The sequence below is a fragment of the Peribacillus sp. QJM3NY_7 genome, from assembly GCF_056173225.1.
Genome location: NZ_CM149663.1, coordinates 3,618,817 through 3,645,026, shown reverse-complemented (window position 1 = coordinate 3,645,026; position 26,210 = coordinate 3,618,817). Strand labels below are relative to the sequence as shown.

Sequence of the window (26,210 nt, the reverse complement as noted above, 5' to 3'; positions counted from 1 at the left end):
TTTGAACGTAACTACTGCCATGCAACTTTTAAAAGATAAAGGTTTTAAGCATACAGGAAAGAGGGAAGAAATGCTTCAGCTTTTCTCTTCCAGCGATAAATATTTAACGGCCAAAGATGTATTGGAGAATATGAAACAGGATTATCCAGGTTTAAGCTTCGATACGATTTACAGAAATCTTTCATTATTTGTCGAACTGGGCATCTTTGAAGCGACCGAGTTGGAAGGGGAAAAGCGTTTTCGTTTTACATGCGGTCATTCTTCCCACCATCACCACTTCATCTGTTTGAACTGTGGAAAAACGAAAGAAATTGAATTGTGCCCGATGCAGGAACTTCAGGAAAGCTTGAAGGACTACGATGTTTCGGGGCATAAATTTGAAATTTACGGACGCTGTCCTGCATGCAGCGTATCTTTGGAAGCATAAAAACCATTGACCTCAAGTCAATGGTTTTTTCTTGTCTCATTTTATAGTTGCCGGTTCCCCTGACATCCATTGATTCACCCAGGCAGAGGCTTCTTGCCAATTGTTGACCCGAATCACCCTTTTAGGCACGGGATCTTGGTTGTAAGGGGTATTAAATAAAATCACGGGTATTTTACACTCTTCTGAAATCGCCACTGCATTATCGTGCTTGTCCTCCAAAAAGAGATCGACTTCGAATTTTTTGGCTGCAGCAATCTTATCGTGTGAACCTACAAGCTCTATATGATCATATAGGACTTGATTACTCGTGAACCAATTCTTCGTTACATCCAATAAACGGGAGCTCCTGGCACTGATGAAATAAAGGTTGGCTTGTTCTGTCCATTTTTCCAATACCTCTTTCGCACCTTCAGCCAATAATGATTCGGAATAGATGAGCGGCTCGGTCTCGATGAACCATTTAGTGAAATCCTCTTTTGGAACATTCACGAAAGGCAATAAGTCATATTCGGTTATGTCTTCATATGCTAAATTCAGTTGAAATGCTTTATTTAAAAAGGGAACCATGGAATCAGGTCTTGTGACAGTCCCGTCTATATCGATGCCAAAACGTTTTTTCATGATGAATCTCTCCTCATTTTCAATACTTGTAATAGTGTAACATATCCCATCATAGCTTTGGTAAAAACCCGTATTTATTTCCAAGACATGAAACCATTTTCACGATGGGTTCCTGCGATTTTTACATACACTATAAATGCTTCACAAACGAAAGTGAGGGATGCACGAATGGAAAAAGATCAATACTCCAGTATTGACGATGAAATGCAATTGACGAAAGAGGGCAGTGAACCATCCGTTGTGGATGATCAGCATCATGAGCGGTATTATAATGAAGATAAACCTGAAGATGACAGACGATATGAGAGCGGTGAGACCATAACCAATATGGATAACCGTTATCAGGAAGAAACGTCTGCCGAGATTTCAACACCGCCTCAGCGAATCAGGTCATATAAAAATGATGAGACCGCAGAGGGGAATGGTTTGGGGAATGTGGCATCAAGAGGAAAAGCGATTGGTGTCATAGCATTGATCATCTCCATTTTATCGTTATTCATGATGCCTTTCATTTTAGGGATTGTGGGTATCATTGTAGGTATAGTGGCAAGAAGCCGGGGATCGAACCTGGGTACTTGGGCCATCGGTATAGGTGTTGTCTCCATCATCGTTGGCATATTTATCGCCCCGTTCTTTTAGCATCGTTAAACCCTTTGATGTCATTTACATCAAAGGGTTTTTCAAATGATAAAAAACAAAAAATCCCGATAATGAAAATTCGGGATTCTTTGTTTTATTTATTTAGTAATGCTGCTGCAGCAGCTTCGGCTCTTTGTTTTTCATAGTACTCTTCAGCGATTTTGTCAATTTCCTTTTTCAGTTCCTCGACCATCGTCTCTTCAGGCACTTTACGTACGATTTGACCTTTTCTAAACAGTAAACCTTCACCGCGGGCGCCGGCTATGCCGATATCAGCCTCACGGGCTTCTCCAGGGCCGTTTACCGCACAACCAAGCACTGATACCTTGATTGGTGCTTTAACCGTCTGGATGTACTCTTCAACTTCATTGGCGATGGAAATCAAATCAATCTCGATTCGACCGCAAGTTGGGCAGGAAATTAAAGTGGCCATGTTGGAAGCAAGGCCGAATACTTTTAGGAGCTCCCTTGCCACCTTCACCTCTTCGACGGGATCGGCACTTAAGGAAACACGAATCGTGCTTCCGATACCCTGACTTAGGATGGCACCTAGTCCGGCGGCGCTTTTTACGGTTCCGGAGAACAGTGTACCTGATTCCGTGATCCCAAGATGTAAAGGATAATCGAATGCTTTTGAAGCTTTTTCATATGCCTCGATTGCTAAATTCACATCGGAAGCTTTCATCGAAACGATAATATCATGAAAATCCAGATCTTCTAGGATCTTGATATGGTGTAAAGCACTTTCCACCATTCCATCAGCAGTCGGGTAGCCATATTTCTCGAGGATTTTCTTCTCTAGAGAACCAGCATTGACGCCGATGCGGATTGGTATTCCTTTAGCCTTCGCAGCTTTCACGACTGCTTCAACCTTTTCACGGCGTCCGATATTACCAGGGTTTATCCTGATTTTATCCGCTCCGCCTTCGATTGCCTTCAGAGCAAGTTTGTAATCGAAATGAATATCGACTACAAGAGGGATGTTTATCCGTTTTTTTATCTCAGAGATTGCGTCAGCTGCCCTTTCATCCGGACAGGCGACACGTACGATTTGACATCCCGCCTCTTCAAGACGAAGGATTTCAGCAACCGTTGCTTCAACATCATGTGTTTTTGTTGTTGTCATGCTTTGTACTATAACTTCATTATTGCCGCCAATCGTTAAGTTTCCGACTTTAATTGGCCGCGTTTTGGTGCGATGTATGATTTCACTCAAGTGGAATTCTCTCCTTTAGGAAAAAATCAGTTTTGATTTTTAATTTGTTTCTCTGAAATATTGTATCAATGTACTTACCGCTTGACAAGGAAATAGGACGCATAATCTTTTTTCAATAAGTGACATTTCCTATTTAAGGAAATTATTGGTATTTGATAATCCCCTTAAGTGTGTTTGGAAGGCACTAATCCCCATATGAAAGTTATTTATAAACGGGAATTTTATAAGTTTTGCCAATCTGCATATTTTCGGGCTTCAATCCCTCATTTAAACTTTGAAAGTCAGAGATGATCGTTTCGATTGGGTGATTGGTTTTGCCTTTTTCCTTTTCAACGATGGAGAGTAAGGTATCCCCGGGTTGCATGGTGATTTCTTTATAAGCGGCAGATGGTGCGGATTCAGGCTGGCTGGCCGGCACGGCCGGTTCGCCTGTAGAGGCAGGTGGATGGGAAGCCGGCAGGGTACCTGTAGTCAAATCAAAATAAATAATAAATAAAGTGAAACAGAATGAGATAAAAAGCAGTAGCCGTTTCAATTTTCCATCCTCCCAAGCTTGTCTTTAATTCATCTATACTTGGAGGGGGCAAAAAATATGCCTAAAAATGGGCGATTTTTCAAATGGAATGTGAGAGTGGCCATTCAAATTGTCTATTTCAGTTGAGTAACATCCTTAATAGTTGAATGATTGCTGAGAAAGGAGCGAATTTCCTTTTGGGTCAGCCCACTCTTTTTTGCCTCCAATATGAGTAACAACCACTGTACATCAATATGACTCTCCTTCACGTCTATCCCCTCTTAAATACTATTTTTAATCATAAGTATAGTAATAACTGGGTGAGTATTTTGTCGAATTAAGTAGATATAAAAAATGATGACTGTAGTCATACGAGGGAATGGCAAGGATTGCCCGGTTTTGTGCAAAAGCAAAAAGATCCGGACCGAGGTGGGGCCGGATCTTATTTAACCTCAATTTCCCATCTTATTGGCTGATGTTTCTTTAATGGATAAATATAACATCATTAATGTCACAAACCAGCTAATGATGGAAGCGAATGGTACAACTGCTTGAAAAGCATCCATGATGGTGAAGAAAATGGTGGCAAGAGTTATGCTGTATGCACTAATTCTCCAAAGATGCCTGTAGGAAAGTGGACGGCCAAGAGCGTTCTTGAAAAAAAGACCAAAAGCAGCAATGATTGTCACTTTAATGAAGATTCCGCTAGCAGTAAACAGGTATAATATGAGTAGAAGCAATGGAATGATGATCGGCAGCACAGATTCAACTGAATCAAGCCAAGTGGATATTTCCTGATTATTTCCCTCCAGAACTGAATAAGGAGAGGATTGCACATTGCCTCCGGATACGAAAACCAGGTCAGACTTCAAAAGTGCGACAGCCTCATCAGCTTCTGCAGCTACCTTTTCCGGGGTCAAGGCTCCCGTGCCATCCACAAAAATTTGATACCCGTTTTTATTCAGGCTAAATGGCTCATCTTCTTCAGTCGTCAACGTGCCATTTTTGATTTCAAATGCCGGTAAGTCTTCGGATACTGTTTCGTGCATGGCATCTATCCCATCAACTATCATTGTACCGAAATAAAAAGCTGAAGGGAGAAAGGCGATGAGACTTATAAAGAAAACGTATAAAATCGTTTTCCCGATACCTTGGTTTTGAAAGGAAGCGATATCTTTAGGGGAAAATATGCTAACCCATAGTTGTTTGAATATGTTCAATGTTTTCAGCACCTATCTATATAAGATTCCTAACCAATTTTAACTATATGGGAAAAATAAAACAACCTGTATTCAGCTTCATTGGTTTCAAACAACAGTAATGAGGTAATTATGGAGAGATAAATCAAATTATAAATTAAATGAGAAAGGGGCTTTTGAGATATGGACACACTATTTTGGATAATAATCACCCTCATGTTCATAATGGGATTTGTCGGTCTGATTTTTCCAATCATCCCAAGTGTTTTGTTCATTTTTGGCGGAATATTGTTATATGGACTTTTTTATTCTTTTGAACCTTTTGGCTGGTTTTTCTGGACGGTCCAAATTTTATTCGTTATCCTTTTATTCGCAGCCGATTATATTGCCAACATGGTCGGGGTCAAAAAGTATGGCGGCACGAAAGCGGGGATATGGGGCAGTACGATTGGGCTCCTGGTCGGGCCATTCGTGATTCCATTCGTCGGAATTCTGATAGGTCCATTCATCGGGGCATTCCTGGCAGAGATCCTGGTACATAAACAAGACCCTGTTACTGCTTCCAAAATCGGCCTAGGTTCCGTTGTAGGCTTTATAAGCAGCGTAATCACAAAAGGCATCATTCAGCTTCTGATGATAGGATATTTTATATTCGTGGTATTCTCATAGGAAAAATAATCGAAAAATGAAAAATTGAGGCATATGGTTTGAAACGGTTACAAAAATTTGATACTCTATTGCTAGCGAGCTTTAGGTATCTTTCGAGAACTGAAGCCCTCAAAAAAACAGCTTACATAGGGAGGAATTTTATTATGGCTTTTGAACTTCCACAATTACCGTATGCATATGATGCATTAGAACCACACATCGACAAAGAAACAATGAACATTCACCACACTAAACATCACAACACATATGTGACAAACCTGAACAATGCGCTTGAAGGTAACCAAGAACTTCTAAGCAAAAGCGTAGAAGAAATCGTCGCTAACCTTGACGCAGTACCTGAAGCTGTTCGTACAGCTGTACGCAACAATGGTGGCGGACACGCTAACCACACTTTATTCTGGGAAATCCTTTCACCTAACGGCGGCGGACAACCAACTGGTGAATTAGCGGATGCCATCACTTCAAAATTCGGAAGCTTTGACAGCTTTAAAGAAGAGTTCGCTAAAGCGGCTACTACTCGTTTCGGATCTGGCTGGGCTTGGCTTGCAGTCAACAATGGCGAGTTGGAAGTAACAAGTACACCAAACCAAGACAATCCATTATCAGAAGGTAAAACACCGCTACTTGGATTGGACGTTTGGGAGCATGCTTACTACTTAAACTACCAAAACCGCCGTCCTGAATACATCAATTCTTTCTGGAATGTTGTAAACTGGGATGAAGTTGCAAAACGTTACAGCGCTGCAAAATAATTTGTAATTAAAAAAGACGGGATTCCTTTTGTAAAAAGGAATCCCGTCTTTTTTTGGTTTCTTTTATCCGAACCGGAATATTAAAGAAAAACAAATAAAGGCAACTCGTATTGCTTGTTTCGCCCAAAAGAAATGAAAGGAATTCACAAGTAAAAGCTCCGAATTTACGAGAACGCATAAATTCACGAGTAAAATCTTCAAATTCCCGAATGAAAGCTCAAAACTCACGAGTAAATGCCCAAAACTCACGAGTAAAAGCTCAAAACTCACGAGTAAATGCCCAAAACTCACGAGTAAAAGCCCGAAATTCACGAGTAACACTCCAATTCCAGAGTAAAAGCTCAAAATTCACGAATAAAAGCAACGATTCATGAGTAAACACCCCAATTCATGAGTGAAAACTCGAAATACACGAGTAAAAGTCCGAATTCACGAGTGAACACCCCAAATTCATGAACATCCCCTTCGTCTCCCAATCGAAGAGTTTTCTTTATACTGTTACTGTTCAAGTACAGGAGGAAAACAGTATAAGTGCAACTACTTCTCTGTCATCGCCATCCTGGCTCGCCAATCGAAGAGTTTTCTTTATACTGTTCTTGATTTAAAGGGAAAAGATTTTAAGGAAAACAGTATAAGGGCAACTACTTCTCTGTCATCGCCATCCTGGCTCGCCAGTCGAAGAGTTTTCTTTACACTGTTCTTGATTTAAAGGGAAAAGATTTTAAGGAAAACAGTATAAGGGCAACTACTTCTCTGTCATCGCCATCCTGGCTCGCCAGTCGAAGAGTTTTCTTTATACTGTTACTGTTCAAGTACAGGAGGAAAACAGTATAAGTGCAACTACTTCTCTGTCATCGCCATCCTGGCTCGCCAATCGAAGAGTTTTCTTTATACTGTTCTTAATTTTATTTGAGAGAGCTTTTAAGGAAAACAGTATAAGGGCAACTACTTCTCTGTCGTCGCCATCCTGGCTCGCCAATCGAAGAGTTTTCTTTATACTGTTACTGTTCAAGTTCAGAAGGAAAACAGTATAAGGGCAACTACTTCTCTGTCATCGCCATCCTGGCTCGCCAATCGAAGAGTTTTCTTTATACTGTTCTTAATTTAAAGGGAAAAGATTTTAAGGAAAACAGTATAAGGGCAACTACTTCTCTGTCGTCGCCATCCTGGCTCGCCAGTCGAAGAGTTTTCTTTATACTGTTCTTAATTTAAAGGGAAAAGCTTTTAAGGAAAACAGTATAAGGGCAACTACTTCTCTGTCGTCGCCATCCTGGCTAGCCAGTCGAAGAGTTTTCTTTATACTGTTCTTAATTTTATTTGAGAGAGCTTTTAAGGAAAACAGTATAAGGGCAACTACTTCTCTGTCATCGCCATCCTGGCTCGCCAATCGAAGAGTTTTCTTTATACTGTTCTTAATTTAAAGGGAAAAGATTTTAAGGAAAACAGTATAAGGGCAACTACTTCTCTGTCGTCGCCATCCTGGCTAGCCAGTCGAAGAGTTTTCTTTATACTGTTCTTAATTTTATTTGAGAGAGCTTTTAAGGAAAACAGTATAAGTGCAACTACTTCTCTGTCATCGCCATCCTGGCTCGCCAATCGAAGAGGTTTCTTTAAACTGTTCTTGATTTTATTTGAGAGAGCTTTTAAGGAAAACAGTATAAGGGCAACTACTTCTCTGTCATCGCCATCCTGGCTCGCCAATCGAAGAGTTTTCTTTATACTGTTCTTGATTTAAAGGGAAAAGATTTTAAGGAAAACAGTATAAGGGCAACTACTTCTCTGTCATCGCCATCCTGGCTCGCCAATCAAGAGTTTTCTTTACACTGTTCTTAATTTTATTTGAGAGAGCTTTTAAGGAAAACAGTATAAGGGCAACTACTTCTCTGTCGTCGCCATCCTGGCTCGCCAATCGAAGAGTTTTCTTTACACTGTTCTTAATTTTATTTGAGAGAGCTTTTAAGGAAAACAGTATAAGGGCAACTACTTCTCTGTCGTCGCCATCCTGGCTCGCCAATCGAAGAGTTTTCTTTACACTGTTCTTAATTTTATTTGAGAGAGCTTTTAAGGAAAACAGTATAAGGGCAACTACTTCTCTGTCATCGCCAGTCGAAGAGTTTTCTTTACCTTTTTTTACATAAATTCTTTTGTTTTTTCAAACACTAGAGTGGAATTTAAAGGAGAGTTAAAACAATGGGTATTTTAGAGAGATGGTTGGGTGAAGCGGGCGGGAAGAAGGATTTGCACCTCCTTTTGTTTATTGGCGGGCTGTACAGCCTAAGTATTGCTTTATCCAATACATTCGTTAATGTGTACTTGTGGAAACAATCCGGTCAAATTGTTGATATTGCCGTATATAATCTAACCGTGGTGCTTTTTCAACCGCTTACTTTTGTCTTTGCCGGCAGGCTCGCAAAAAAGGTTGACCGAATCATTGTTTTGCGTCTGGGTGTTATCTTTTTGGCCCTGTTTTATTTATCGGTCCTATTGGTCGGCACACGGGCAACGGATTTCCTTTGGTTGCTTGGTGGGCTGTTAGGAATCGGTTATGGGTTTTATTGGCTTGCCTATAATGTCTTGACTTTTGAAATAACTGAACCGGAAACCAGGGATTTCTTCAATGGATTTTTAGGGATTTTATCATCCATTGGAGGAATGGTCGGTCCGATTCTTTCAGGGTTCATCATTTCGAGGCTTGAGAAATTCACGGGATATTCCATTGTATTCGGGCTGTCTTTGCTATTGTTTTCCATTGCGGTTTTTCTTAGCTTTTCGTTAAAAAGACGTCCGGCTCATGGCAGGTACTGCTTCTTTAGGATATTGCAGGAACGGAAAAATAATCGGAATTGGCTCTTGATCACTCGTGCTCACTTTTTTCAAGGGATACGAGAGGGCACATTCATGTTCATCATTTCGATTACCGTTTTCATTCAGACGGATAGTGAACTTGCATTAGGAAGCTATGGTCTGTTAAATTCGGCCATATCATTCGTTGCGTATTTTTTTGCTTCACGATATATAAAACAGCCGATGCGCAAAAAGGCGATACTTATTGGAGGAATCCTGTTGTATGCAGGGGTCTTATTGATTGCATTTGATATCACATTCGGGAAGCTTCTCATTTATGGGGCAATTGTCGCAACCGCTTATCCTATTCTTTTGGTCCCTTATATATCACTGACCTATGATATTATAGGCCGGGCTTGGAAAGCAGCGGAAATGAGGATTGAATATATCGTTGTCCGGGAATTGTTCGTTCATATTGGAAGGATTGTATCCATATCAGGGTTCATACTTTCCGTCATGTTATTCGACCTAAAGCAATTACTGCCGGTTTATCTGTTAATCGTCGGGGCAGGGCATACTGTGATATATTGGTTTGTACGGAAAATCGATATCATTGACCAAGATTGAAAAGAGGCCTTAGAGGCCTTTTTTCAATATACTTGACTTACGGATTTAGGATATATGAGCCGTAAGTCACTTTTTATGTAAAGTTCGTTAGATGTTTAATATTTCTAGAACACTAAGGTAGAAAAAAATATAAATGTTCTATAGAATGGTATAGGACCTATTATGACTATGTAAAAAGGATGTGTGGCTTAGTGTGAATAAAAAGAAAAAGAAAAAGACGCATGTGCCTTTCAGATTGAATATTCTTTTCTTTTTAGTGTTTGTTTTGTTTTCCGCTTTAATTTTACGCTTGGGTGTTGTACAGATTGTTTATGGTGATGATTACCGGCGTGAGATTGAAAGAACAGAGGAAGTGACCGTGAATAATTCGGTGCCCCGTGGGAAAATGTATGACCGTAATTTAAAACTTATGGTCGATAACCAACCACTGGATGCAATTACATATACACGAAAGCAAGGTACGAAACAAACAGAAATGGTGGAAACGGCTGAGAAACTCGCGAAGTTGATCGAAAAGGAAACAGACAAAGTGACTGAACGCGATAAAAAGGATTTTTGGATTTTGAAGAATCCGAAGCTGGCCGAAAAAAAGATTACCGATAAAGAGCGCAAAAAAGTGGAAGAGGGCGAGATGGAAGAAAGTGATTTGTATAAGCTTCAGATTGATCGGATTACTGATGAAGAAACAAAGCTTTCGGAAAAAGATCTGGAAGTCCTTGCCATCTATAGGGAATTTGCAAGCGGATATGCCCTTACCCCGCAAATTGTGAAAAACAAGAAAGTAACAAAAGAAGAATTCGCCAAGGTGAGTGAAAACCTTGATTCGCTCCCAGGGGTCGATATATCTACAGATTGGGATCGTTTTTATACTTATAATAAAACACTTAAATCTGTATTGGGTAAAGTTTCCTCATCTGAAGAAGGGTTGCCTAGTGAAAGCCTGAACTACTACCTTGCACGTGATTATAGCCGGAATGACCGCGTAGGAAAGAGCTATATCGAGGCGCAATATGAAGATATCCTCCAAGGGCAGAAAGCGAAAGTAAGGAATGTGACCGATAAATCAGGAAATGTCGTCGATTCCGAAGTGATTACCGAAGGTTCACGGGGAAAAGATCTTATATTGACAGTTGATATGGATTTACAGCTTGCAACAGAGGAAATCATTGAAAAGCAATTGATTGCCAAGAAAAAAATGGGTAACACCAAATTCTTGGACAGGGCCTTTGTCGTCATGATGGATCCCGATACAGGGGAAGTATTGACGATGGCTGGCAAGAAATATGAGAAGGACCCAAAAACGGGGAAATCCTCGATTGAGGACTTCGCATTAGGAAATATCACGACTTCCTATACGATGGGTTCTGCGGTTAAAGGCGCTACCGTTTTAACCGGTTATCAGCAGGGTGCGATCCAGCCGGGTACGTACTTTTATGATACGAAGCTGAAAATCAAAGGTACACCAGCAAAAGGTTCATATAGTAACTTCGGGAACATTAATGATTTGACAGCATTGAAAGTATCTTCGAACGTTTATATGTTCAGGACGGCCATTAATATTGCAGGTGCGCATTATGTGCCGAATGAGCCATTGAATATTAGTTCTAGCGCCTTTTCGACCATGCGGAATTCATTTGCCCAGTTTGGATTGGGAGTCCGTACAGGGATTGATCTCCCGAATGAAATGAGCGGGTTCAAAGGTTCCGAAACATCTCCAGGTAAGCTGCTTGACCTTGCTATCGGACAGTATGATACGTACACACCAATGCAGCTCGCGCAATATGTTTCTGCCATTGCGAATGGCGGTAACCGCATGAAGCCGCATATGGTTAAGGAAATCCGTGATCCTGTTGATAATAATGAGCAATTGGGACCTGTTGCCGAAGACGTTTCACCGACTGTCCTTAATCGTCTTGATATGAAGGAAGAGTGGATTGAACGTGTTCAGAGCGGTTTCGATAAAGTTGCGATGGAACAAGGCGGAACGGCTTATAAGTATTTTGGGAATAAACCGTATACAGTGGCAGCTAAAACCGGGACGGCGGAAGCATTCTATGACGGCCCGAACCGGTTGGATTATAGCGAGCCCCAAGAAACGATGAACATCACGCTTGTTGGCTATGCCCCAGCCAAAAATCCGGAGGTCGCTTTTGCGGTCGTTGTACCGTGGGCATACCAAGGACATACAGGCCACAGCATGAGTAAAGAGATAGGTGAAGAAATTATGGATACCTATTTCGAACTGAAAAAAGAACGGGCTAAGAAGGATAAGGAAAATACCGAAACCTCGACCGATTTGAAGGTGGAGAATGGTAAAGACGTTCAAAAGGACCAGGCTGAAGTTAGGAAAAGCCAGGAAAATGAATAATAAAAGGTTAAAAACACGTTTTTGGGTAAAACCGGAAACGTGTTTTTTTTGCATTTTAAGAAAGGGATCAGCACTGTTCTTACATCTTTACAATAAGTACACAATTATTTACTGAATATTTACAAATGCTTTAAACGGAATTTACAGTCTGAAAGTATGATGTGGGAGTAGGACAAAATATTCATATAAAATTCTTAGGGGGATTTACAAATGAGACGTTTCAAATTTATGGCTATGACCGCAGTAATGGGTGGAGTAATCGCAGTGGCAGCTGGATGTGGATCTAATGATACTTCAAACAGCGGTAAAGGAAATGAAGCGGCTTCAGATCAACTCAAGGGAGAAGTTATTACGGATGGTTCTTCAACGGTCTTTCCGATCATGGAGGCAGTTGCGGAAGAATATATGGCTACACAGCCTGATGTGAAGGTTTCAGTGGGAGCGTCAGGAACAGGTGGGGGATTCAAGAAATTCATCGCTGGTGATACGGACCTAGCCAATGCATCGCGTCCGGTGAAAGAAGAAGAAAGTGCCTTACTTGATGAAAAGGGTGTTGAATATACAGAATTGAAACTGGCATTTGACGGTATTTCAATCGTTGCCAATAAAGATAATGATTTCATCGATTCACTAACAGTTGAAGAACTTCAAAAACTGTGGATTGATAATGGAAAGGTGAAGAAATGGTCTGATATACGTCCTGAATGGCCGAACGAAGAAATTAAATTCTACTCTCCGGGAACAGATTCAGGAACATATGATTATTTCAATGAAGTGATCCTTGAAGAAAAACCAATGGTGGAAAATGCTACGCTTTCAGAAGACGATAACGTTCTTGTACAAGGTGTAGAAGGCGATAAAAATGCGATTGGATTCTTCGGTTATGCCTACTACTCTGAAAATAAAGATAAGTTAAAGATCATTTCCATCGACAACGGCAAAGGTGCTGTAGAGCCAACGCATGAAACGATTAAAAGTGGGGAGTATGCACCATTGTCACGTCCACTTTACACATATGTAGCTAATAAGTTGGTAGCTGAAAAAGAACAAGTTGCAGATTATACTCAATTCGTCATTGAAAATGCAGGAGAGCTTGCAGAAGAAGTGGGTTATATCAGCCTGCCGGAAGAAGAGTACCAGAAAGATCTTGATAAATTAAAAGAATTGGAAAAATAAACGATATTACAGGCTATTGAAATCCCGCCTTGACTCGATTGAGGCGGGGGGAACAGCTTGTAAATCCAAATATTGCGTGTCTGAAATGGAGGATGCAAGTTGGAACTTAGAAAAACAGAAACCTATTCTGTACAGCAAATGATTCTGGAAAAGAAAAGTAAGAAAAAAATCAATATGGAAAAAGTCATGCCTAAACTTTTGTTCCTTACGGCGGCAATTTCCGTTTTTACTACAATCGGGATCATCCTGACCCTTATATTTGAAACATTCATCTTTTTTGACAGAGTATCCATCGTCGAATTTTTTACGGAAGCTAAATGGCTGCCATTTGCATCTGCACCTTCCTATGGAATTATGCCCCTCATTGTTGGAACGTTGAAGATAACAGTCATAGCAGCGGTGGTTGCAGTTCCAGTAGGACTTGCAACAGCCATTTTCTTGAGTGAATATGCATCAGAGAAAACACGGAGAATCATCAAGCCGATTTTAGAAGTTTTAGCTGGGATTCCTACTATCGTTTATGGCTTTTTTGCCTTAACTTTTGTAACACCGGTTTTGCGGGATTTATTTCCTTCCCTTGACATGTTCAATGCCCTGAGTCCTGGAATCGTCGTAGGTATCATGATCATGCCGATGATAGCTTCTTTGTCGGAAGATGCCCTGGTATCAGTGCCGAAGTCGATTCGCGAAGGTGCGTATGCTTTAGGAGCAACGAAACTTGAAACGACAATTAAAGTGGTATTGCCAGCAGCCATTTCTGGAATTGTGGCATCCATCGTTCTTGCTTTATCCAGAGCGATCGGGGAAACCATGATTGTGAGTGTTGCCGGTGGCTCGACCCCAAATATGAGCATGGATGTCACTTCATCGATTCAAACGATGACCGCTTATATCGTTCAGGTCAGTTCGGGGGATGCAGGGTATGGGACAACGATTTACTACAGCATATATGCGGTTGGAATGACACTGTTCGTCTTTACGCTTGTCATGAATTTACTGGCGCAGTTCATCTCTCGCAAGTTCAGGGAGGAATATTAAGTCATGAAACTGATAAACAAAAGTCATGTTGCAAAAAAAATGCCTGCTAGGCTTGCTGTTAACACGATTTGTAAAGGATTATTCTTCTTGGCAACATTGGTTGGCCTCCTCGTATTGGCCATCTTATTTTATCGGATATTCACTCAAGGAATTGGTAGTCTGAATGGGGATTTCCTTCAGAATTTCGCTTCCAGGAAACCTGAAGAGGCTGGTATAAAGGCAGCGCTGATCGGTTCAATATGGTTGATGGTAGTGGTGGCCCCGGTTTCCCTGCTACTTGGTGTTGGAACGGCCATTTATTTAGAGGAATATGCGAGGAAGAATTGGATCACCACTTTTATCAAAGTGAATATTTCCAATCTGGCAGGTGTCCCGTCAATTGTATTTGGACTACTGGGCTTAACGGTTTTCGTTCGTGCTCTTGCCTTGGACCGGTCCATATTGGCAGCGGGCCTGACCATGAGCCTACTCGTTCTCCCGGTCATCATAGTCGCTGCACAGGAGGCCATACGTGCCGTACCTCGTGATTTAAGGGAAGCTTCTTTTGGAATGGGTGCAACAAAGTGGCAAACCATTTTGAAAGTGGTCCTGCCTGCTGCGATACCTGGCATTTTAACTGGAGGAATACTTGCTTTGTCACGGGCAATCGGTGAAACGGCGCCATTGGTGGTGGTTGGCATTCCAATGTTCATCGCCTTTTTACCTCAAACGGTCATGGATACATTTACAGTGCTGCCAATGCAAATCTATAATTGGACATCTCGTCCGCAGGAGGAATTCCAGCAGGTTGCTGCCGCGGGAATCATCGTTTTACTCATCCTGTTAATAATCATGAATTCAATAGCCGTTATAATTCGAAATAAATTCCAGAAAAGATACTGATAGGAGGAAGGAAGCATGAATATGACCTTAACGAGAGAAAAAGAGTCACCGGCTATCGAAATCAATAATGTCGGATCAGCTGCCTTGTCGGAAAAGGTGTATGAAACATCCAATCTTAATTTATGGTATGGAGAAAACCATGCTTTGAAAAATATTAATCTGGATATGCACCAAAATGAAGTGACGGCCATCATAGGGCCTTCAGGATGTGGGAAATCCACCTACATTAAAACATTGAACCGAATGATAGAACTAGTCCCGGATGTGAAAACGACAGGACAGATTAAATATAGGAACAGGAATATCCTTGATCAGTCCTATAAGGTGGAAGATTTAAGGACACAGGTGGGGATGGTCTTCCAAAAGCCTAATCCCTTTCCTAAATCCATTTATGAAAATGTTGTATATGGACCAAAGATCCATGGAATTAAAAATAAAAAAATTCTTGATGAGATTGTCGAAAAGAGTTTAAAAGGGGCAGCGATTTGGGATGAAGTGAAAGACCGTCTGCATGAAAATGCATATGGACTTTCAGGTGGACAGCAACAGCGTCTTTGTATTGCCAGATGTTTGGCAATCGAACCAGATGTCATTCTAATGGATGAACCTACTTCTGCCCTTGATCCGATATCCACGTTGAAAATAGAAGAATTGGTCCAGGAACTGAAAAAGGATTTCAGCATCATCATCGTTACCCATAACATGCAGCAGGCAGCACGTATCTCTGATAGAACAGCCTTCTTCTTAAATGGGGAAGTCATCGAATATTCTGATACAAATACCATCTTCTCTAATCCGAATGATAAAAGAACAGAAGATTACATTACCGGACGTTTCGGTTAAGAGAAAAGGAGATGCGATAATGATCGTTCGTGAAAATTTCGAGCTTCAATTGAAAGAGCTGCAAGAGAAAATCGTGAAGTTGGCTAATTTAGCTTCTGGCGCCATATCAAAATCATATGCCGCACTGGAAAGCAATAATGTAGATGAGGCTCTTGAAGTTATTGATGATGATACAATAGCTGATTTACTGGAAGAGGAAATAAATGACTTTGCGATTTTACTGATTGCTAAGCAACAGCCGGTTGCGATTGATTTAAGGCGTATCATTGCAGCCATAAAAATCGCCTCGGATATTGAAAGGATGGCAGACTTTGGTGTGAATATCGCCAAATCGGCGATCCGAATCGGTGACCAGCCATTTATTCTGCCTTTAACACCATTAAAGCAGATGCATGATATTACATTAAAGATGATTCGACTTTCAATAGAAGCATTTGAGAAGGAAGATGTTGTTCTTTCAAGAGAAATCATTGAAATGGATGATGAGGTTGATCGCTTTTATGGAGAAATGATTCGAAGTCTCCTACGCCTTTCAGATGAAAAAAACCTTCAGCAGGTTACGCAGCTTTCCCTAATTGCTCGATATTTGGAAAGGACAGCGGACCATACAACGAATATCGCAGAGAATATTTACTTCCTTGTAAGAGGTAGATATATCAGCAGGAATGAATGACCCCATTCTAATTGAAAAAAGAGAGGCTTTTTCTCGGACATAGTCCATTTAAAAGTCTCTCTTATTCATTAATGTGTCAATGTATTGGCCAATTGTCTATATGTCATATTATTCGTAACAACAAACTCGCCGATTTGTATTTTTTTCGAGAAATCCCGGTCATTCATGTAAGCTTCAAATTCAGCAGCATCATCGATGATTTTTTCCTTGGAAAGGAGATCGGCAATCTCGGCTGTGTTCATATTCGTTTTCACTTTAATTGTATAGGTTGAAGCTTCCTTCTCCATTATAACCTTATCCGGATCCTTCGGTTGGACGGTCTTTTTAGCTTCCTCGGTAGGAAGTGTAACGACGAATCCCTTCTTTACGAGCAATTCCTTAGCTTCCTCCGCAGAGGGAGTGGTGCCTTCGAACTTATCGGTGCCATAATAAAAGGCAGCAAAGATTGTTGTTGTAAAAATGATGCCGGCGGAAAGACCTTGCAGTCTTGCTTTATTCATGTTCATTCACCCCGCAATCTTTGCTGCTCAATCACTGAAATGGTTTGTTCCTTCGTTAACGAGGATTGTCTAGCGATCTGGTCCAAAGTGAGACCTTGACTATATAAAGATAGAACCTGGCTTTTTAGAATCTCATGTATGGGTTCGATATCATTGGAAGTGACAGTTGATTGATCCTTTACAGAGGGAACAGGGTCGTCCTGGATAACGAATTCCTCTTCAAGAATCTTCACCTTCTTCTTTAATTGGTAGATATCCTGCATATACGTTAGTGTCATCTGTTCTAAATCTTCTTCTAATTTGGCAACTTTATCTTTACCGAAAAAGGAAATGATGAGAAGGACGATCGCTAATGAAAAAAGGAGGACGATAAGTGTTTCCATGGTTTCACCTCAGAAGATAATTTTCGACAATATACTTATAGTTTACACATATTCGAAAAAAACTGGGGATTTTCATATTTTTATATTTTCGGAAGTAGGCAGTAAACTTCATTTATTGTCTGTTTTTTTTCAAATATTGTCGAAAAGCGATGTGACCGTCGTTGATGGAAAAAAATTAGGCATGAAAATGGGAAAAAAACCTTTGAAAGATAACGTACATAAAATTCGACAAAATGTGTTTATTGTCCATCAGCCAATTCAGTGCTAACATAAAGATAGAATAAATCAAAAAAACGAAATATTTTGAATTATTAAAAATCAATGATCCTATAAGAAAATGGTGTGCAGAATTTAAAGTGGATAGTTTCACTGTCAGCGCCTAACGATAAGTAATATAAAGATAAAAGAAGGGGAAGGGATGATTATATGAATTCGCTATCCGCGTATATGCCACAGGATAACCAGGAATTATTTCGTAAGGGATTAAAGGCTGGATTATGGATGGATGAGAGTTTTGATTGGTATCCTGAGGAGGATATGATGAGTCATCCTAATGGAGAGATCCGGACACTTTCACAGACGTATACCCAAGGGCAGGTGACCTTTTCGAAGTTCACGATCAGGAATACCTCATTCGAGACCAAGCGGCCAAAAGTGTTTTTTCACTATGAAAACGCTTTCGAAAGGCAGGCGGTGGCTTTTTACAGCCCGAATGAACGGGCGATTTTACATGTAGCCCCTCAATCGATTGCCCTATTGGGGGGATTGGTGAAAGGGAAAAGCATCTCTCAATATTGCATCCAAGGTAAGGGAAGCCTTTATCAAGAAGGATGCTTCAAATCATTGAAAGAAGGTCTCCTGGCTTATTCACCGCTCGCCAAAGGGGAAGTTACCAGTGTGTTTACGCTAGAAACGGAAATCTTACCGAAAGAATGTGTGGAAGCTGTGGCTTGGGTCATTCATGCTGATACGAAAGAAGAAGCGAAAGTTATAAATAATCAACTCCTCCTGACGATGCAAAACGTAAACAATTAAGAATACGAAAAAGTAATGTTGGATTTCCCGAAAAACATACTAGCAATTCGCATTGAATAATGATATTATAGAAAAGTCCTATGTGAAAATGTCAATATGTTTGGAGGGAAATACACAATGCGCGTAAATATTACATTAGCTTGCACTGAATGTGGAGACCGTAACTATATTTCTAAAAAAAATAAACGTAACAATCCAGACCGTCTTGAGCTTAAAAAATACTGCTCAAGAGAAAAACGCAGCACGACTCACCGTGAAACAAAGTAAGCAACAGGATTTTTCCTGTTGTTTTTTTTATGCATTTTTTTAAGTCCCTCTTTTCTCTCTTTCCTTTAGTGAATATTTTCACCAGAATGCACGAATGATTCGGCGATTTCCGACACCGTATTTTCGTAAATGGACAAATATTATGAGATAATGATAGAAGTAGACTAAAGGAGTCGGAAGAGATGAGAGAAAACAAGAATAAGCTCCGTCAAGAAATTAGGTCCCGTTTAATGCAGCTGACTAAAGAGGAACATGAAGAACTATCCACCAGAATCGCTGAAAACTTATTCGCTTTGGAAGAATGGAAAAATGCTGATACCATTGGCATCACCATCTCCATTCCCCCTGAAGTCCCAACGGTACGGATCATCGAACAAGCATGGAGCGAAGGAAAAGTAGTGGCTGTACCAAAATGTGATCCCGAAAAAAAGACAATGGAATTCAAAAAAATTTCGTCCTTCAATCAGCTCGAGTCTGTTTATTACGGATTGCTGGAACCAGTGGCTGAAACAGCCAAGGCCAGCAAAGAGGAATTGGACGCATTGATCGTACCCGGACTTGCTTTTACCAAGGAAGGGTATCGCCTAGGCTTTGGAGGGGGTTATTATGACCGTTTCCTATCTAATTACCGAGGAGATACATTGGCCCTTACATACGAGTTCCAATTAATGGATGAACTCCCGATAGAGGTACATGATCTAGCGGTGGGCAAACTCATTACCCCATCCAAGGTTATACGCACGTACGCACATTAAGAAGAAGTTCATTAATTATCACTTTTAGCTCATAAAAATCCTATCCTGTATCACACTATTGATAGGAGGGATTGTTATGCTTCGATTAATTATTCAGATCTTCTTGGTTGGTTTAGCTGTTTATGCAGGTTACAAAAACCGGTACCGCCTGATTAATGTTGCGCTGTCCAACGGCATACTGAGAAGATTTCTAGTGACTAAATCCTTGGATATGCCAATGTTCAGGGATAAAATGATGCAAAGCATGTTCACTCAGACCAAATGAGGATGCCGGCATCTTGAAAAGGGAACCTGACCGAGGGTTCCTTTTTTTATTTTTAGGAGCGGGAAAACAGTCTCCTTTTTTACTTTTTACATGATTTCGTCTATAGTTTTAATTAAAGAACAGGAATTTTAGAAGCTTAAGTTTCATTGGAAAGTGGGGAAGGCATTGGGATTTAAAGAGGATTATTTTTTTTGGGAAACCATAAGGGAGTTGTCTGCCCATTACGATTATCGAATGATCACAGTCACGGAAAACCATCAGGAGATTTGGCTTGAGAGCGATAAGAATAAGGAGTTTCCAGTCATAAGACTCATCCGCCATGATTTGGATTGGGCTAATTGGCTGAAACGCGATATCGAGCGAACATTGCAGAATGGGGAAAGAATCAGAAGGAAATTATATAAAAAGCCCATAAACATATTAAGTATCTATGTTAGTAAATTCGCCCCGGTCGATGATCATGACTTTAGTTCACGGGTGGCCTCCTTTAAAAAGACGGATGTCAACACGTTCCTTCTAACTTGTGAGAACTTTCATGATTCGTTGCAAAACCTTGAACATGTTTTGAAAAAACCACTTTCAATTCAAGTTCTTGAGGAAAATGAAATAGATGAGGAAAAGGTTCTTGAAGTAAAGAAGAACGCCATCTCGGAGTCAGTCAAAAAGGCTAAGGCCGAACAGAAGGTATTTCAAAATGCCAATAAGCCATTCTTTACATATATATTCATGGCGGTACAAATAGCAGTGTTCATCTTGATGGAGTTTAATGGGGGCAGCACCAATTCCAAGACTTTGATTGAGTTTGGCGCTAAATTTTCCCCTTATATCATCCAAGGGGAATGGTGGCGGTTCTTTACACCGATGATCGTCCATATTGGGTTCATTCATTTACTGATGAATACATTTTCGCTGTATTTGATTGGTGCTGAAGTTGAAAGGATTTACGGTAATGCCAGGTTCCTTTTCATCTATATATTCGCTGGTTTCGCTGGAACTCTAGGCAGCTTCATCATGACCCCGAACCTTTCCGCAGGAGCGAGCGGAGCCATTTTTGGCTGTTTTGGGGCACTTTTGTACTTTGGCATCGTCTATCCGAAATTATTCATGCGCTCGATGGGCTCATCGGTGATCGTGTTGATCATCATCAACTTAATATATGGTTTCAGCGTTTCGGGAATTGACAATGCAGGGCATATCGGAGGTTTGATCGGTGGGTTTTTGGCTGCTGGAGTGGTACATCTTCCAAGATCCAAGAATATCCTTCGGCAGCTGGCTTTTCTGATCGGGACGGTAATACTGACCTATTCCCTGCTGCAATTTGGTTTCAATCATCAGGAAAGTGCAGCTATTGATGATAATACCATGGCAATGCTGGCCCAAAAGTATATTGATGATGATGAAAAGGATAAGGCGGAAGAGATGTTATTCAAATATGTGGATTCAAATCCTGATGCACCGCTATCGCTCTTTATGCTCGGAAATTTATCTTTTGATAAAAAGGACATATACAAGGCAAAGGGTTATTATGAAAAAGCGATTGAAAGTAACCCGGATTTGCATGAAGCCCATTACAATCTTGCTTTGGTCTACATGAATCTCAAATCATTCGACCAAGCTAAAGAGCAAGCTGATAAGGCTATTGAGCTTGCCCCGGATAATAAGTCATACACTAAACTACTGGAAGAAATCGAAAAGCAACTATAACTCTTGACGCAGCATGATTGGAGTACCGTCTTTCAGGGTAAACAAGACAAGTATTTCCCTTTGATTCTTCGCCATAAGCAATAGGGGGATGGTGCTACCTTGTGGACTCACAGTGGAGCCATCCTCCTTTTTTACTCCCAACACATAATTTTTGTATAGTCCTTCCCATAGTTTTCCCACAATTTCTTCCCGTTTGAATTGGGGGAAGGCAGCAAGCCATTGATTTTTCTTTGAAGGCAGATCTGTTAAAGAAATGATTTTGTACTGATCAAGATTGACCTGAAAGGCTTGCCCGGCTTTCTCCAAACCATTTCGAACCGTTTGATCTGTCAAGCCGTCCAGCGTTTTTTTCCACTGAATCTGTTCTTCTGAAAGGGGGCGGTGGAAAAATTGAAAAACCGGTGTCGTTACTGTATAGAGTTTATCTTTACTGAGCTGCTGGGCACTGGTGAAAATGGTGTCACTTGGATGAACCTCGGCATAATGAAACGTTACAGCTTCATAACGCCCACTCTCGGATTCTTTATATTTCGCTTTTTGAGAGAGTTCTTGTTTATTTTGGCGCCAATTTTTTAAAGCCCCTGCCAATTTTCCATTTTTGTATAAAAGCGATACGTCCTGACGTAAGTAAGCAGGCTGGTCCAACGTAGAATCCACCCTCCAAGTGATGGTATAGGTGGAATCCCCGGTTCCCTTTGGTGTCAGATGGGTGGAAGCATGTTCAAAATGGAGCGAGGAATCGATGGGAAAAAAAATGATGGTTTCCTCTGTCCGTTTATGATTTGATAAATAAAGGATGACAAAAATGGTGGTTAAAACCAAAAAGACGGTATACTTCAATTGTACTTTCATTTTTCCCCTCCGTTTTCACGCGTGATGAATGGTTTAAAAACATTAAGCTGTTAAATCAATCAAAGGAGTCCACATTCTTGATATTTCATCATATGAATACAGTTGGACATGTATGAGGGGGATGGGGAAATTATCAAAAGAGGAAATGGGCGCTTGTTACAAAGGTGCTGATTCGATATACTTTCCTAAAGAAAAGAGTAAAGAGGTTTACTATGAAAACATATTATGATCTTCAACAATACTTAAAAAGATTTGGTACATTTATCTATATTGGCGATCGCTTAGCCGAGCTTGAACTGATGGAGGCCGAAATAAGGGAACTCCACCGTATGCAGATGATGGATACGAAAGATTATCAAATGGCGATTCTTTTAATCAGGCAGCAATCGTCTCTTGAAAGGGAAAAACAGAAAAAAAATTGATAAAAAAGGTGAGAATGATGGAAAAGTGGCTGATGGGTGTGGATTTAGGCGGTACAACTACCAAACTGGCTTTAATCAATTTGTACGGAGAAATCATTCATAAATGGGAAATCAGCACGGACATCTCCGAAAAGGGAAAATACATTACGATTAACATAGCCAAAGCAATTGATGCGAAGCTCGTGGAACTTAATGAACCGAAGAGTAAGATAGTTGGGATAGGAATGGGTGCTCCCGGTCCTGTGAAATTTGTTAACGGTTCCATATATGAAGCCGTCAATCTTGGCTGGAAGGACTATCCTTTAAAAGATTTATTGGAGGTGGAGACAGCTCTTCCAGCTGTGATCGATAATGATGCCAATATGGCAGCTTTGGGAGAAATGTGGAAAGGTGCCGGTAATGGAGCCAAAGACCTCGTTTGTGTCACTTTGGGAACGGGTGTAGGAGGCGGAATCATCCATAATGGCCAAATCGTCCATGGTACCAGTGGAGCTGCTGGGGAAGTAGGCCATATAACGGTCGTAACGGACGGAGGGGCACCATGCAATTGCGGCAAGACTGGTTGTTTGGAAACGGTTGCTTCGGCAACGGGAATCGTCCGTATGGCTTTAGAAGCCTTGAATGCCGCCGATGAAAAGTCATTGCTTCAGCAGAAAGTAGAAGAGGGGAATACGGTTACTTCCAAACTGTTATTCCAATGCGCCGAAGCAGGTGATCCCTTGTCCAAAGCTGTGGTGGATAAGGTAGGCAATTACTTGGGGCTGGCACTATCACATGTTGGGAATGTCATGAATCCAGATAAAATCGTCATTGGCGGCGGCGTTTCACAAGCGGGAGACATTTTGCTTGATACTGTCCGTTCTGCATTCGGAAAGTATGCATTCAAACGGGTTAGTAAATCAACGAAAATCAGCCTGGCCACTCTAGGCAATGATGCAGGGGTAATAGGTGCAGCCTGGCTCATTAAAAGCCAAATGAATACGTGATCCCATACTGCCCTCTGGCAATCTGGGGTTATAAGAAAAAAAGATGGAATCTTCAAAGATAGTTCCCCCTTTTTGAGGGGGGGGGGGAACCATGACCCATTATTGAGGCGCTCTGGATCGCAGATTCAGCGCTTCTTCGATGAGGAGGGACCAGGATTGAAAAGGGGCTTCAAAAAACAGGGGTATTCATTGTTTTGGGTCGTATTGATTTCACTTTGGCTTAAAACATATAGCGCCTATAAAACAAGTTTTGAGATAGATATTGATAATTGGATCCAGGAGTTCATACTATTCATCAATCCTGTCAGTTTCCTTTTACTTACACTTGGCGTGAATCTATTTTTAAAAGAAAATAGACGGACTGCATACTTATTGATCATGAGTTTTTTCATCACCTTCGTCCTCTTTGCCAATCTTGTTTTTTTTCGCTTTTTCAATGATTTTTTAACCATTCCCGTTCTTTTTCAAACGAGCAATATGAACGACCTTGGAAGCAGTGTACATGAATTGATCAATCCGAGTGATCTATTGTATTTTGCCGATATTCTGTGCTTGATGCTTCTGCTGAAATACAAACCAAAAGCATTCCATGAAAGTCATTACAATCCAAAGGATCGTAAATTCTATTTGTTAATGGCTTTAGGAGTGACATTTTTTAACTTAGCTTTAGCGGAAGCGGCTCGTCCTGAACTCCTGACAAGAACGTTTGACCGCGAAATCCTCGTTAAGAATATCGGTACGTACCATTATCACCTCTATGATGCAATATTACAGACGAAATCATCAGCTCAACGTGCACTTGCTGATGGCAGTGAATTGTCGGAAATTGAAAATTATGTCCGTGCCAATCAAAAAGAAGTTAATGATGAACTTTATGGTCTGGCAAAAGGCAAAAATGTGATTATTATATCATTGGAATCCACTCAAAGCTTTGTCATCAATAAAACTGTCAATGGGGAAGAAATCACTCCTTTTCTGAACCAATTCATTAAAGATAGCTATTATTTCAATAACTTTTATCACCAAACCGGCCAGGGGAAAACATCCGATTCAGAATTCATTATTGAGAATTCCCTCTATCCTTTAGGTAGAGGTGCAGTATTTTTCACTCATGCCCAAAATGAATACAAAGCCACACCTGAAATCTTAACGGAAAAAGGGTACTATACGGCTTCCTTGCATGCCAATAATAAAAGCTTTTGGAATCGTGATATAATGTACGATTCTCTTGGGTACCAACGGTTTTATGATAGTGATGAATACAAAGTGTCTGAAGGGAATTCCATCAATTGGGGTTTGAATGATAAATCGTTCTTCAAGCAATCAATTTCTCACTTGAAGAGGATGCCTGAGCCTTTTTATGCCAAGTTCATAACGTTAACCAATCATTTTCCATTCACTTTGAATGAAGAAGACCGGACATTGGAACCTTACGATTCGAATTCCAAAACATTGAATCAGTATTTTCCGACCGTACGTTATACCGACGAATCCTTGAAACAGTTTATCGGCGATTTGAAACGTAATGGATTATATGAGGATTCCATCATTGTTCTATATGGAGACCATTATGGAATTTCTGAAAATCACAACTCTGCCATGAGCCAGTTCCTTGGGAAGGAAATTACTCCTTTCGAATCGATCCAGCTTCAGCGTGTCCCGCTCATCATACATGTCCCCGGGCAGAAGGGAAAAACGATTTCCACCGTTTCCGGCCAAATTGATGTAAGGCCGACTCTCCTTCATTTATTGGGAATTGAAAATGATGATTATATTGAATTCGGCAAAGATCTATTTTCCGAAGAGAAATTAGAGTTCACCGTTCTTCGCGATAGCAGTTTCATCACGAAGGATTACCTCTATACGATGGATACCTGCTATGATAAAAACACCGGGGCGGCGACTGCAAAGGATTCATGTGAGAAGTATTTGGAAAAGGCAAAGCAGGAGCTTGATTACTCCGACAAAATCATTTACGGAGATTTGCTCCGATTTTATGAGCAGCCTTGAAAAAGGAAACCTGGCGCAATCCAGGTTTCCTTTTGATTCTTTATTGGAATTGAAGCAGGTATAGAAAAACAGTTGACCTCTCGTGATTCTTCCACTTATTCTGGCCAATTAGGACGTGTCACTACTTTTGAGGATCTTTTCTTTCCGTACATTGTGCTCAAACTTGTTGCCCAATTATGTTTCGGTGTTGATACTCACGATAATAAGTATCTCGTAATCACAGGTGTTTTATAAGGCATCTGCGGCTACAGCTTCCGGTTTCAACTCTTCCAATCAACTCTTCCACTATAGACCTTTAGGAAATTACTATCATACCTGGTATTACAAGCGTGCGGGCTAAAAAATCGTTTGGATGGATCAAATATCTAAAGCAATTATTTCAAGCCGATATCGCTGAATAGAATCTTGTTTTGAAAGTTTCTTTAGTCACCTCAAGTTTTAATACTAAACAAAAAAAGTGTTCTATCTAAAAGTTAAAACAAAGTTGATTGGAACGTAAGGTGCGAGACTCCTGCGGGAAAAACGTGTCCAGGGAGACCCCGCAGGCGCAAAGGCGCCGAGGGCGGACCGCCCGCGGAAAGCGAGTGCCTGAAGAGGAAATCG

The 26,210-nt window shown here is 40.7% G+C and carries 27 protein-coding genes; 19 read left to right on the top strand and 8 right to left on the bottom strand.

From position 1 onward, the window contains the following. Position 1 precedes the first annotated feature (1 nt). On the top strand, positions 2-427 hold the full coding sequence (locus tag AC0VX1_RS17445; protein WP_034308449.1) for a Fur family transcriptional regulator: 426 nt from the start codon (positions 2-4) through the stop codon (positions 425-427). A gap of 36 nt (positions 428-463) precedes the next feature. Here the strand turns inward: AC0VX1_RS17445 and AC0VX1_RS17440 are convergent, their stop codons facing one another. Beyond that, complete coding sequence (locus AC0VX1_RS17440) at positions 464-1,048, bottom strand: 5' nucleotidase, NT5C type (protein ID WP_413021993.1); 585 nt, start codon at positions 1,046-1,048, stop codon at positions 464-466. Between the two features lie 168 nt (positions 1,049-1,216). Here AC0VX1_RS17440 and AC0VX1_RS17435 point away from each other — a divergent pair, with 168 nt between their 5' ends. Next, a complete protein-coding gene (locus AC0VX1_RS17435) occupies positions 1,217-1,687 on the top strand; it encodes a hypothetical protein (protein ID WP_222619908.1) in 471 nt (156 codons plus the stop codon). A gap of 94 nt (positions 1,688-1,781) precedes the next feature. On the opposite strand, the gene ispG is transcribed toward AC0VX1_RS17435, so the two are convergent. The 4 genes from ispG to AC0VX1_RS17415 form a co-directional block, all read right to left on the bottom strand. Then, the gene (ispG, locus tag AC0VX1_RS17430) at positions 1,782-2,894 is read right to left on the bottom strand and encodes a flavodoxin-dependent (E)-4-hydroxy-3-methylbut-2-enyl-diphosphate synthase (RefSeq protein ID WP_187050875.1); all 1,113 of its coding nucleotides are present in this window, start codon (positions 2,892-2,894) and stop codon (positions 1,782-1,784) included. Positions 2,895-3,105: 211 nt separating this feature from the next. Further along, a complete protein-coding gene (locus tag AC0VX1_RS17425) occupies positions 3,106-3,438 on the bottom strand; it encodes a LysM peptidoglycan-binding domain-containing protein (RefSeq protein WP_098185681.1) in 333 nt (110 codons plus the stop codon). Positions 3,439-3,551: 113 nt separating this feature from the next. Then, the gene (locus AC0VX1_RS17420; protein WP_223255837.1) at positions 3,552-3,686 is read right to left on the bottom strand and encodes an anti-repressor SinI family protein; all 135 of its coding nucleotides are present in this window, start codon (positions 3,684-3,686) and stop codon (positions 3,552-3,554) included. 183 nt (positions 3,687-3,869) lie between these two features. Beyond that, a complete protein-coding gene (locus tag AC0VX1_RS17415) occupies positions 3,870-4,637 on the bottom strand; it encodes a DUF1189 domain-containing protein (RefSeq protein ID WP_063575668.1) in 768 nt (255 codons plus the stop codon). A gap of 162 nt (positions 4,638-4,799) precedes the next feature. On the opposite strand from AC0VX1_RS17415, the gene AC0VX1_RS17410 reads away from it, so the two are divergent. The 9 genes from AC0VX1_RS17410 (at position 4,800) to phoU (ending at position 16,428) form a co-directional block, all read left to right on the top strand. Next, complete coding sequence (locus AC0VX1_RS17410; RefSeq protein ID WP_048677991.1) at positions 4,800-5,285, top strand: DUF456 domain-containing protein; 486 nt, start codon at positions 4,800-4,802, stop codon at positions 5,283-5,285. 143 nt (positions 5,286-5,428) lie between these two features. Beyond that, positions 5,429-6,037: a superoxide dismutase SodA gene (sodA, locus tag AC0VX1_RS17405; protein WP_034308436.1), complete on the top strand. Its 609-nt coding sequence runs from the start codon at positions 5,429-5,431 to the stop codon at positions 6,035-6,037. Positions 6,038-8,227: 2,190 nt separating this feature from the next. Then, a complete protein-coding gene (locus AC0VX1_RS17400) occupies positions 8,228-9,448 on the top strand; it encodes an MFS transporter (RefSeq protein WP_063575671.1) in 1,221 nt (406 codons plus the stop codon). 193 nt (positions 9,449-9,641) lie between these two features. Then, positions 9,642-11,816: a peptidoglycan D,D-transpeptidase FtsI family protein gene (locus AC0VX1_RS17395; RefSeq protein ID WP_475468087.1), complete on the top strand. Its 2,175-nt coding sequence runs from the start codon at positions 9,642-9,644 to the stop codon at positions 11,814-11,816. A gap of 210 nt (positions 11,817-12,026) precedes the next feature. Then, positions 12,027-12,992, top strand: a complete 966-nt coding sequence (locus AC0VX1_RS17390; RefSeq protein ID WP_475468085.1) for a PstS family phosphate ABC transporter substrate-binding protein — start codon at positions 12,027-12,029, stop codon at positions 12,990-12,992. 138 nt (positions 12,993-13,130) lie between these two features. Beyond that, a complete protein-coding gene (gene pstC / locus AC0VX1_RS17385) occupies positions 13,131-14,030 on the top strand; it encodes a phosphate ABC transporter permease subunit PstC (RefSeq protein WP_052137399.1) in 900 nt (299 codons plus the stop codon). Positions 14,031-14,033: 3 nt separating this feature from the next. Beyond that, positions 14,034-14,912, top strand: a complete 879-nt coding sequence (gene pstA / locus AC0VX1_RS17380) for a phosphate ABC transporter permease PstA (protein WP_034308427.1) — start codon at positions 14,034-14,036, stop codon at positions 14,910-14,912. Between the two features lie 15 nt (positions 14,913-14,927). After that, a complete protein-coding gene (pstB, locus tag AC0VX1_RS17375) occupies positions 14,928-15,755 on the top strand; it encodes a phosphate ABC transporter ATP-binding protein PstB (RefSeq protein WP_413011572.1) in 828 nt (275 codons plus the stop codon). A gap of 19 nt (positions 15,756-15,774) precedes the next feature. Beyond that, positions 15,775-16,428, top strand: a complete 654-nt coding sequence (gene phoU / locus AC0VX1_RS17370) for a phosphate signaling complex protein PhoU (protein ID WP_048682139.1) — start codon at positions 15,775-15,777, stop codon at positions 16,426-16,428. Between the two features lie 68 nt (positions 16,429-16,496). Here phoU and AC0VX1_RS17365 read toward each other — a convergent pair whose 3' ends face one another. Next, on the bottom strand, positions 16,497-16,928 hold the full coding sequence (locus tag AC0VX1_RS17365; protein WP_475468083.1) for a hypothetical protein: 432 nt from the start codon (positions 16,926-16,928) through the stop codon (positions 16,497-16,499). Positions 16,929-16,930: 2 nt separating this feature from the next. Beyond that, positions 16,931-17,311, bottom strand: coding sequence for a hypothetical protein (locus AC0VX1_RS17360; RefSeq protein WP_134782268.1), 381 nt, complete (start codon positions 17,309-17,311; stop codon positions 16,931-16,933). Positions 17,312-17,737: 426 nt separating this feature from the next. Here AC0VX1_RS17360 and AC0VX1_RS17355 point away from each other — a divergent pair, with 426 nt between their 5' ends. The 5 genes from AC0VX1_RS17355 (at position 17,738) to AC0VX1_RS17335 (ending at position 21,337) form a co-directional block, all read left to right on the top strand. Continuing rightward, complete coding sequence (locus AC0VX1_RS17355; protein WP_057278825.1) at positions 17,738-18,346, top strand: hypothetical protein; 609 nt, start codon at positions 17,738-17,740, stop codon at positions 18,344-18,346. 117 nt (positions 18,347-18,463) lie between these two features. Further along, positions 18,464-18,613 (top strand): 50S ribosomal protein L33, encoded by a 150-nt coding sequence (gene rpmG, locus AC0VX1_RS17350; protein ID WP_028391797.1) that lies wholly within the window; start codon positions 18,464-18,466, stop codon positions 18,611-18,613. A gap of 182 nt (positions 18,614-18,795) precedes the next feature. After that, positions 18,796-19,368, top strand: a complete 573-nt coding sequence (locus tag AC0VX1_RS17345; RefSeq protein ID WP_475468081.1) for a 5-formyltetrahydrofolate cyclo-ligase — start codon at positions 18,796-18,798, stop codon at positions 19,366-19,368. A gap of 76 nt (positions 19,369-19,444) precedes the next feature. Further along, a complete protein-coding gene (locus tag AC0VX1_RS17340) occupies positions 19,445-19,633 on the top strand; it encodes a hypothetical protein (RefSeq protein ID WP_034308414.1) in 189 nt (62 codons plus the stop codon). 165 nt (positions 19,634-19,798) lie between these two features. Continuing rightward, positions 19,799-21,337, top strand: a complete 1,539-nt coding sequence (locus AC0VX1_RS17335) for a rhomboid family intramembrane serine protease (protein ID WP_475468079.1) — start codon at positions 19,799-19,801, stop codon at positions 21,335-21,337. Here AC0VX1_RS17335 and AC0VX1_RS17330 read toward each other — a convergent pair. Next, on the bottom strand, positions 21,332-22,189 hold the full coding sequence (locus AC0VX1_RS17330; RefSeq protein ID WP_034308408.1) for a hypothetical protein: 858 nt from the start codon (positions 22,187-22,189) through the stop codon (positions 21,332-21,334). The genes AC0VX1_RS17335 and AC0VX1_RS17330 overlap by 6 nt on opposite strands. Positions 22,190-22,401: 212 nt before the next feature. On the opposite strand from AC0VX1_RS17330, the gene AC0VX1_RS17325 reads away from it, so the two are divergent. The 3 genes from AC0VX1_RS17325 (at position 22,402) to AC0VX1_RS17315 (ending at position 25,607) form a co-directional block, all read left to right on the top strand. Beyond that, positions 22,402-22,611: a YqgQ family protein gene (locus tag AC0VX1_RS17325; protein WP_034308407.1), complete on the top strand. Its 210-nt coding sequence runs from the start codon at positions 22,402-22,404 to the stop codon at positions 22,609-22,611. Positions 22,612-22,625: 14 nt separating this feature from the next. Then, positions 22,626-23,597, top strand: a complete 972-nt coding sequence (locus AC0VX1_RS17320) for an ROK family glucokinase (RefSeq protein ID WP_413011581.1) — start codon at positions 22,626-22,628, stop codon at positions 23,595-23,597. Between the two features lie 156 nt (positions 23,598-23,753). Continuing rightward, positions 23,754-25,607 (top strand): LTA synthase family protein, encoded by a 1,854-nt coding sequence (locus AC0VX1_RS17315; RefSeq protein ID WP_475468076.1) that lies wholly within the window; start codon positions 23,754-23,756, stop codon positions 25,605-25,607. The last annotated feature ends 603 nt before the right edge of the window (positions 25,608-26,210 follow it).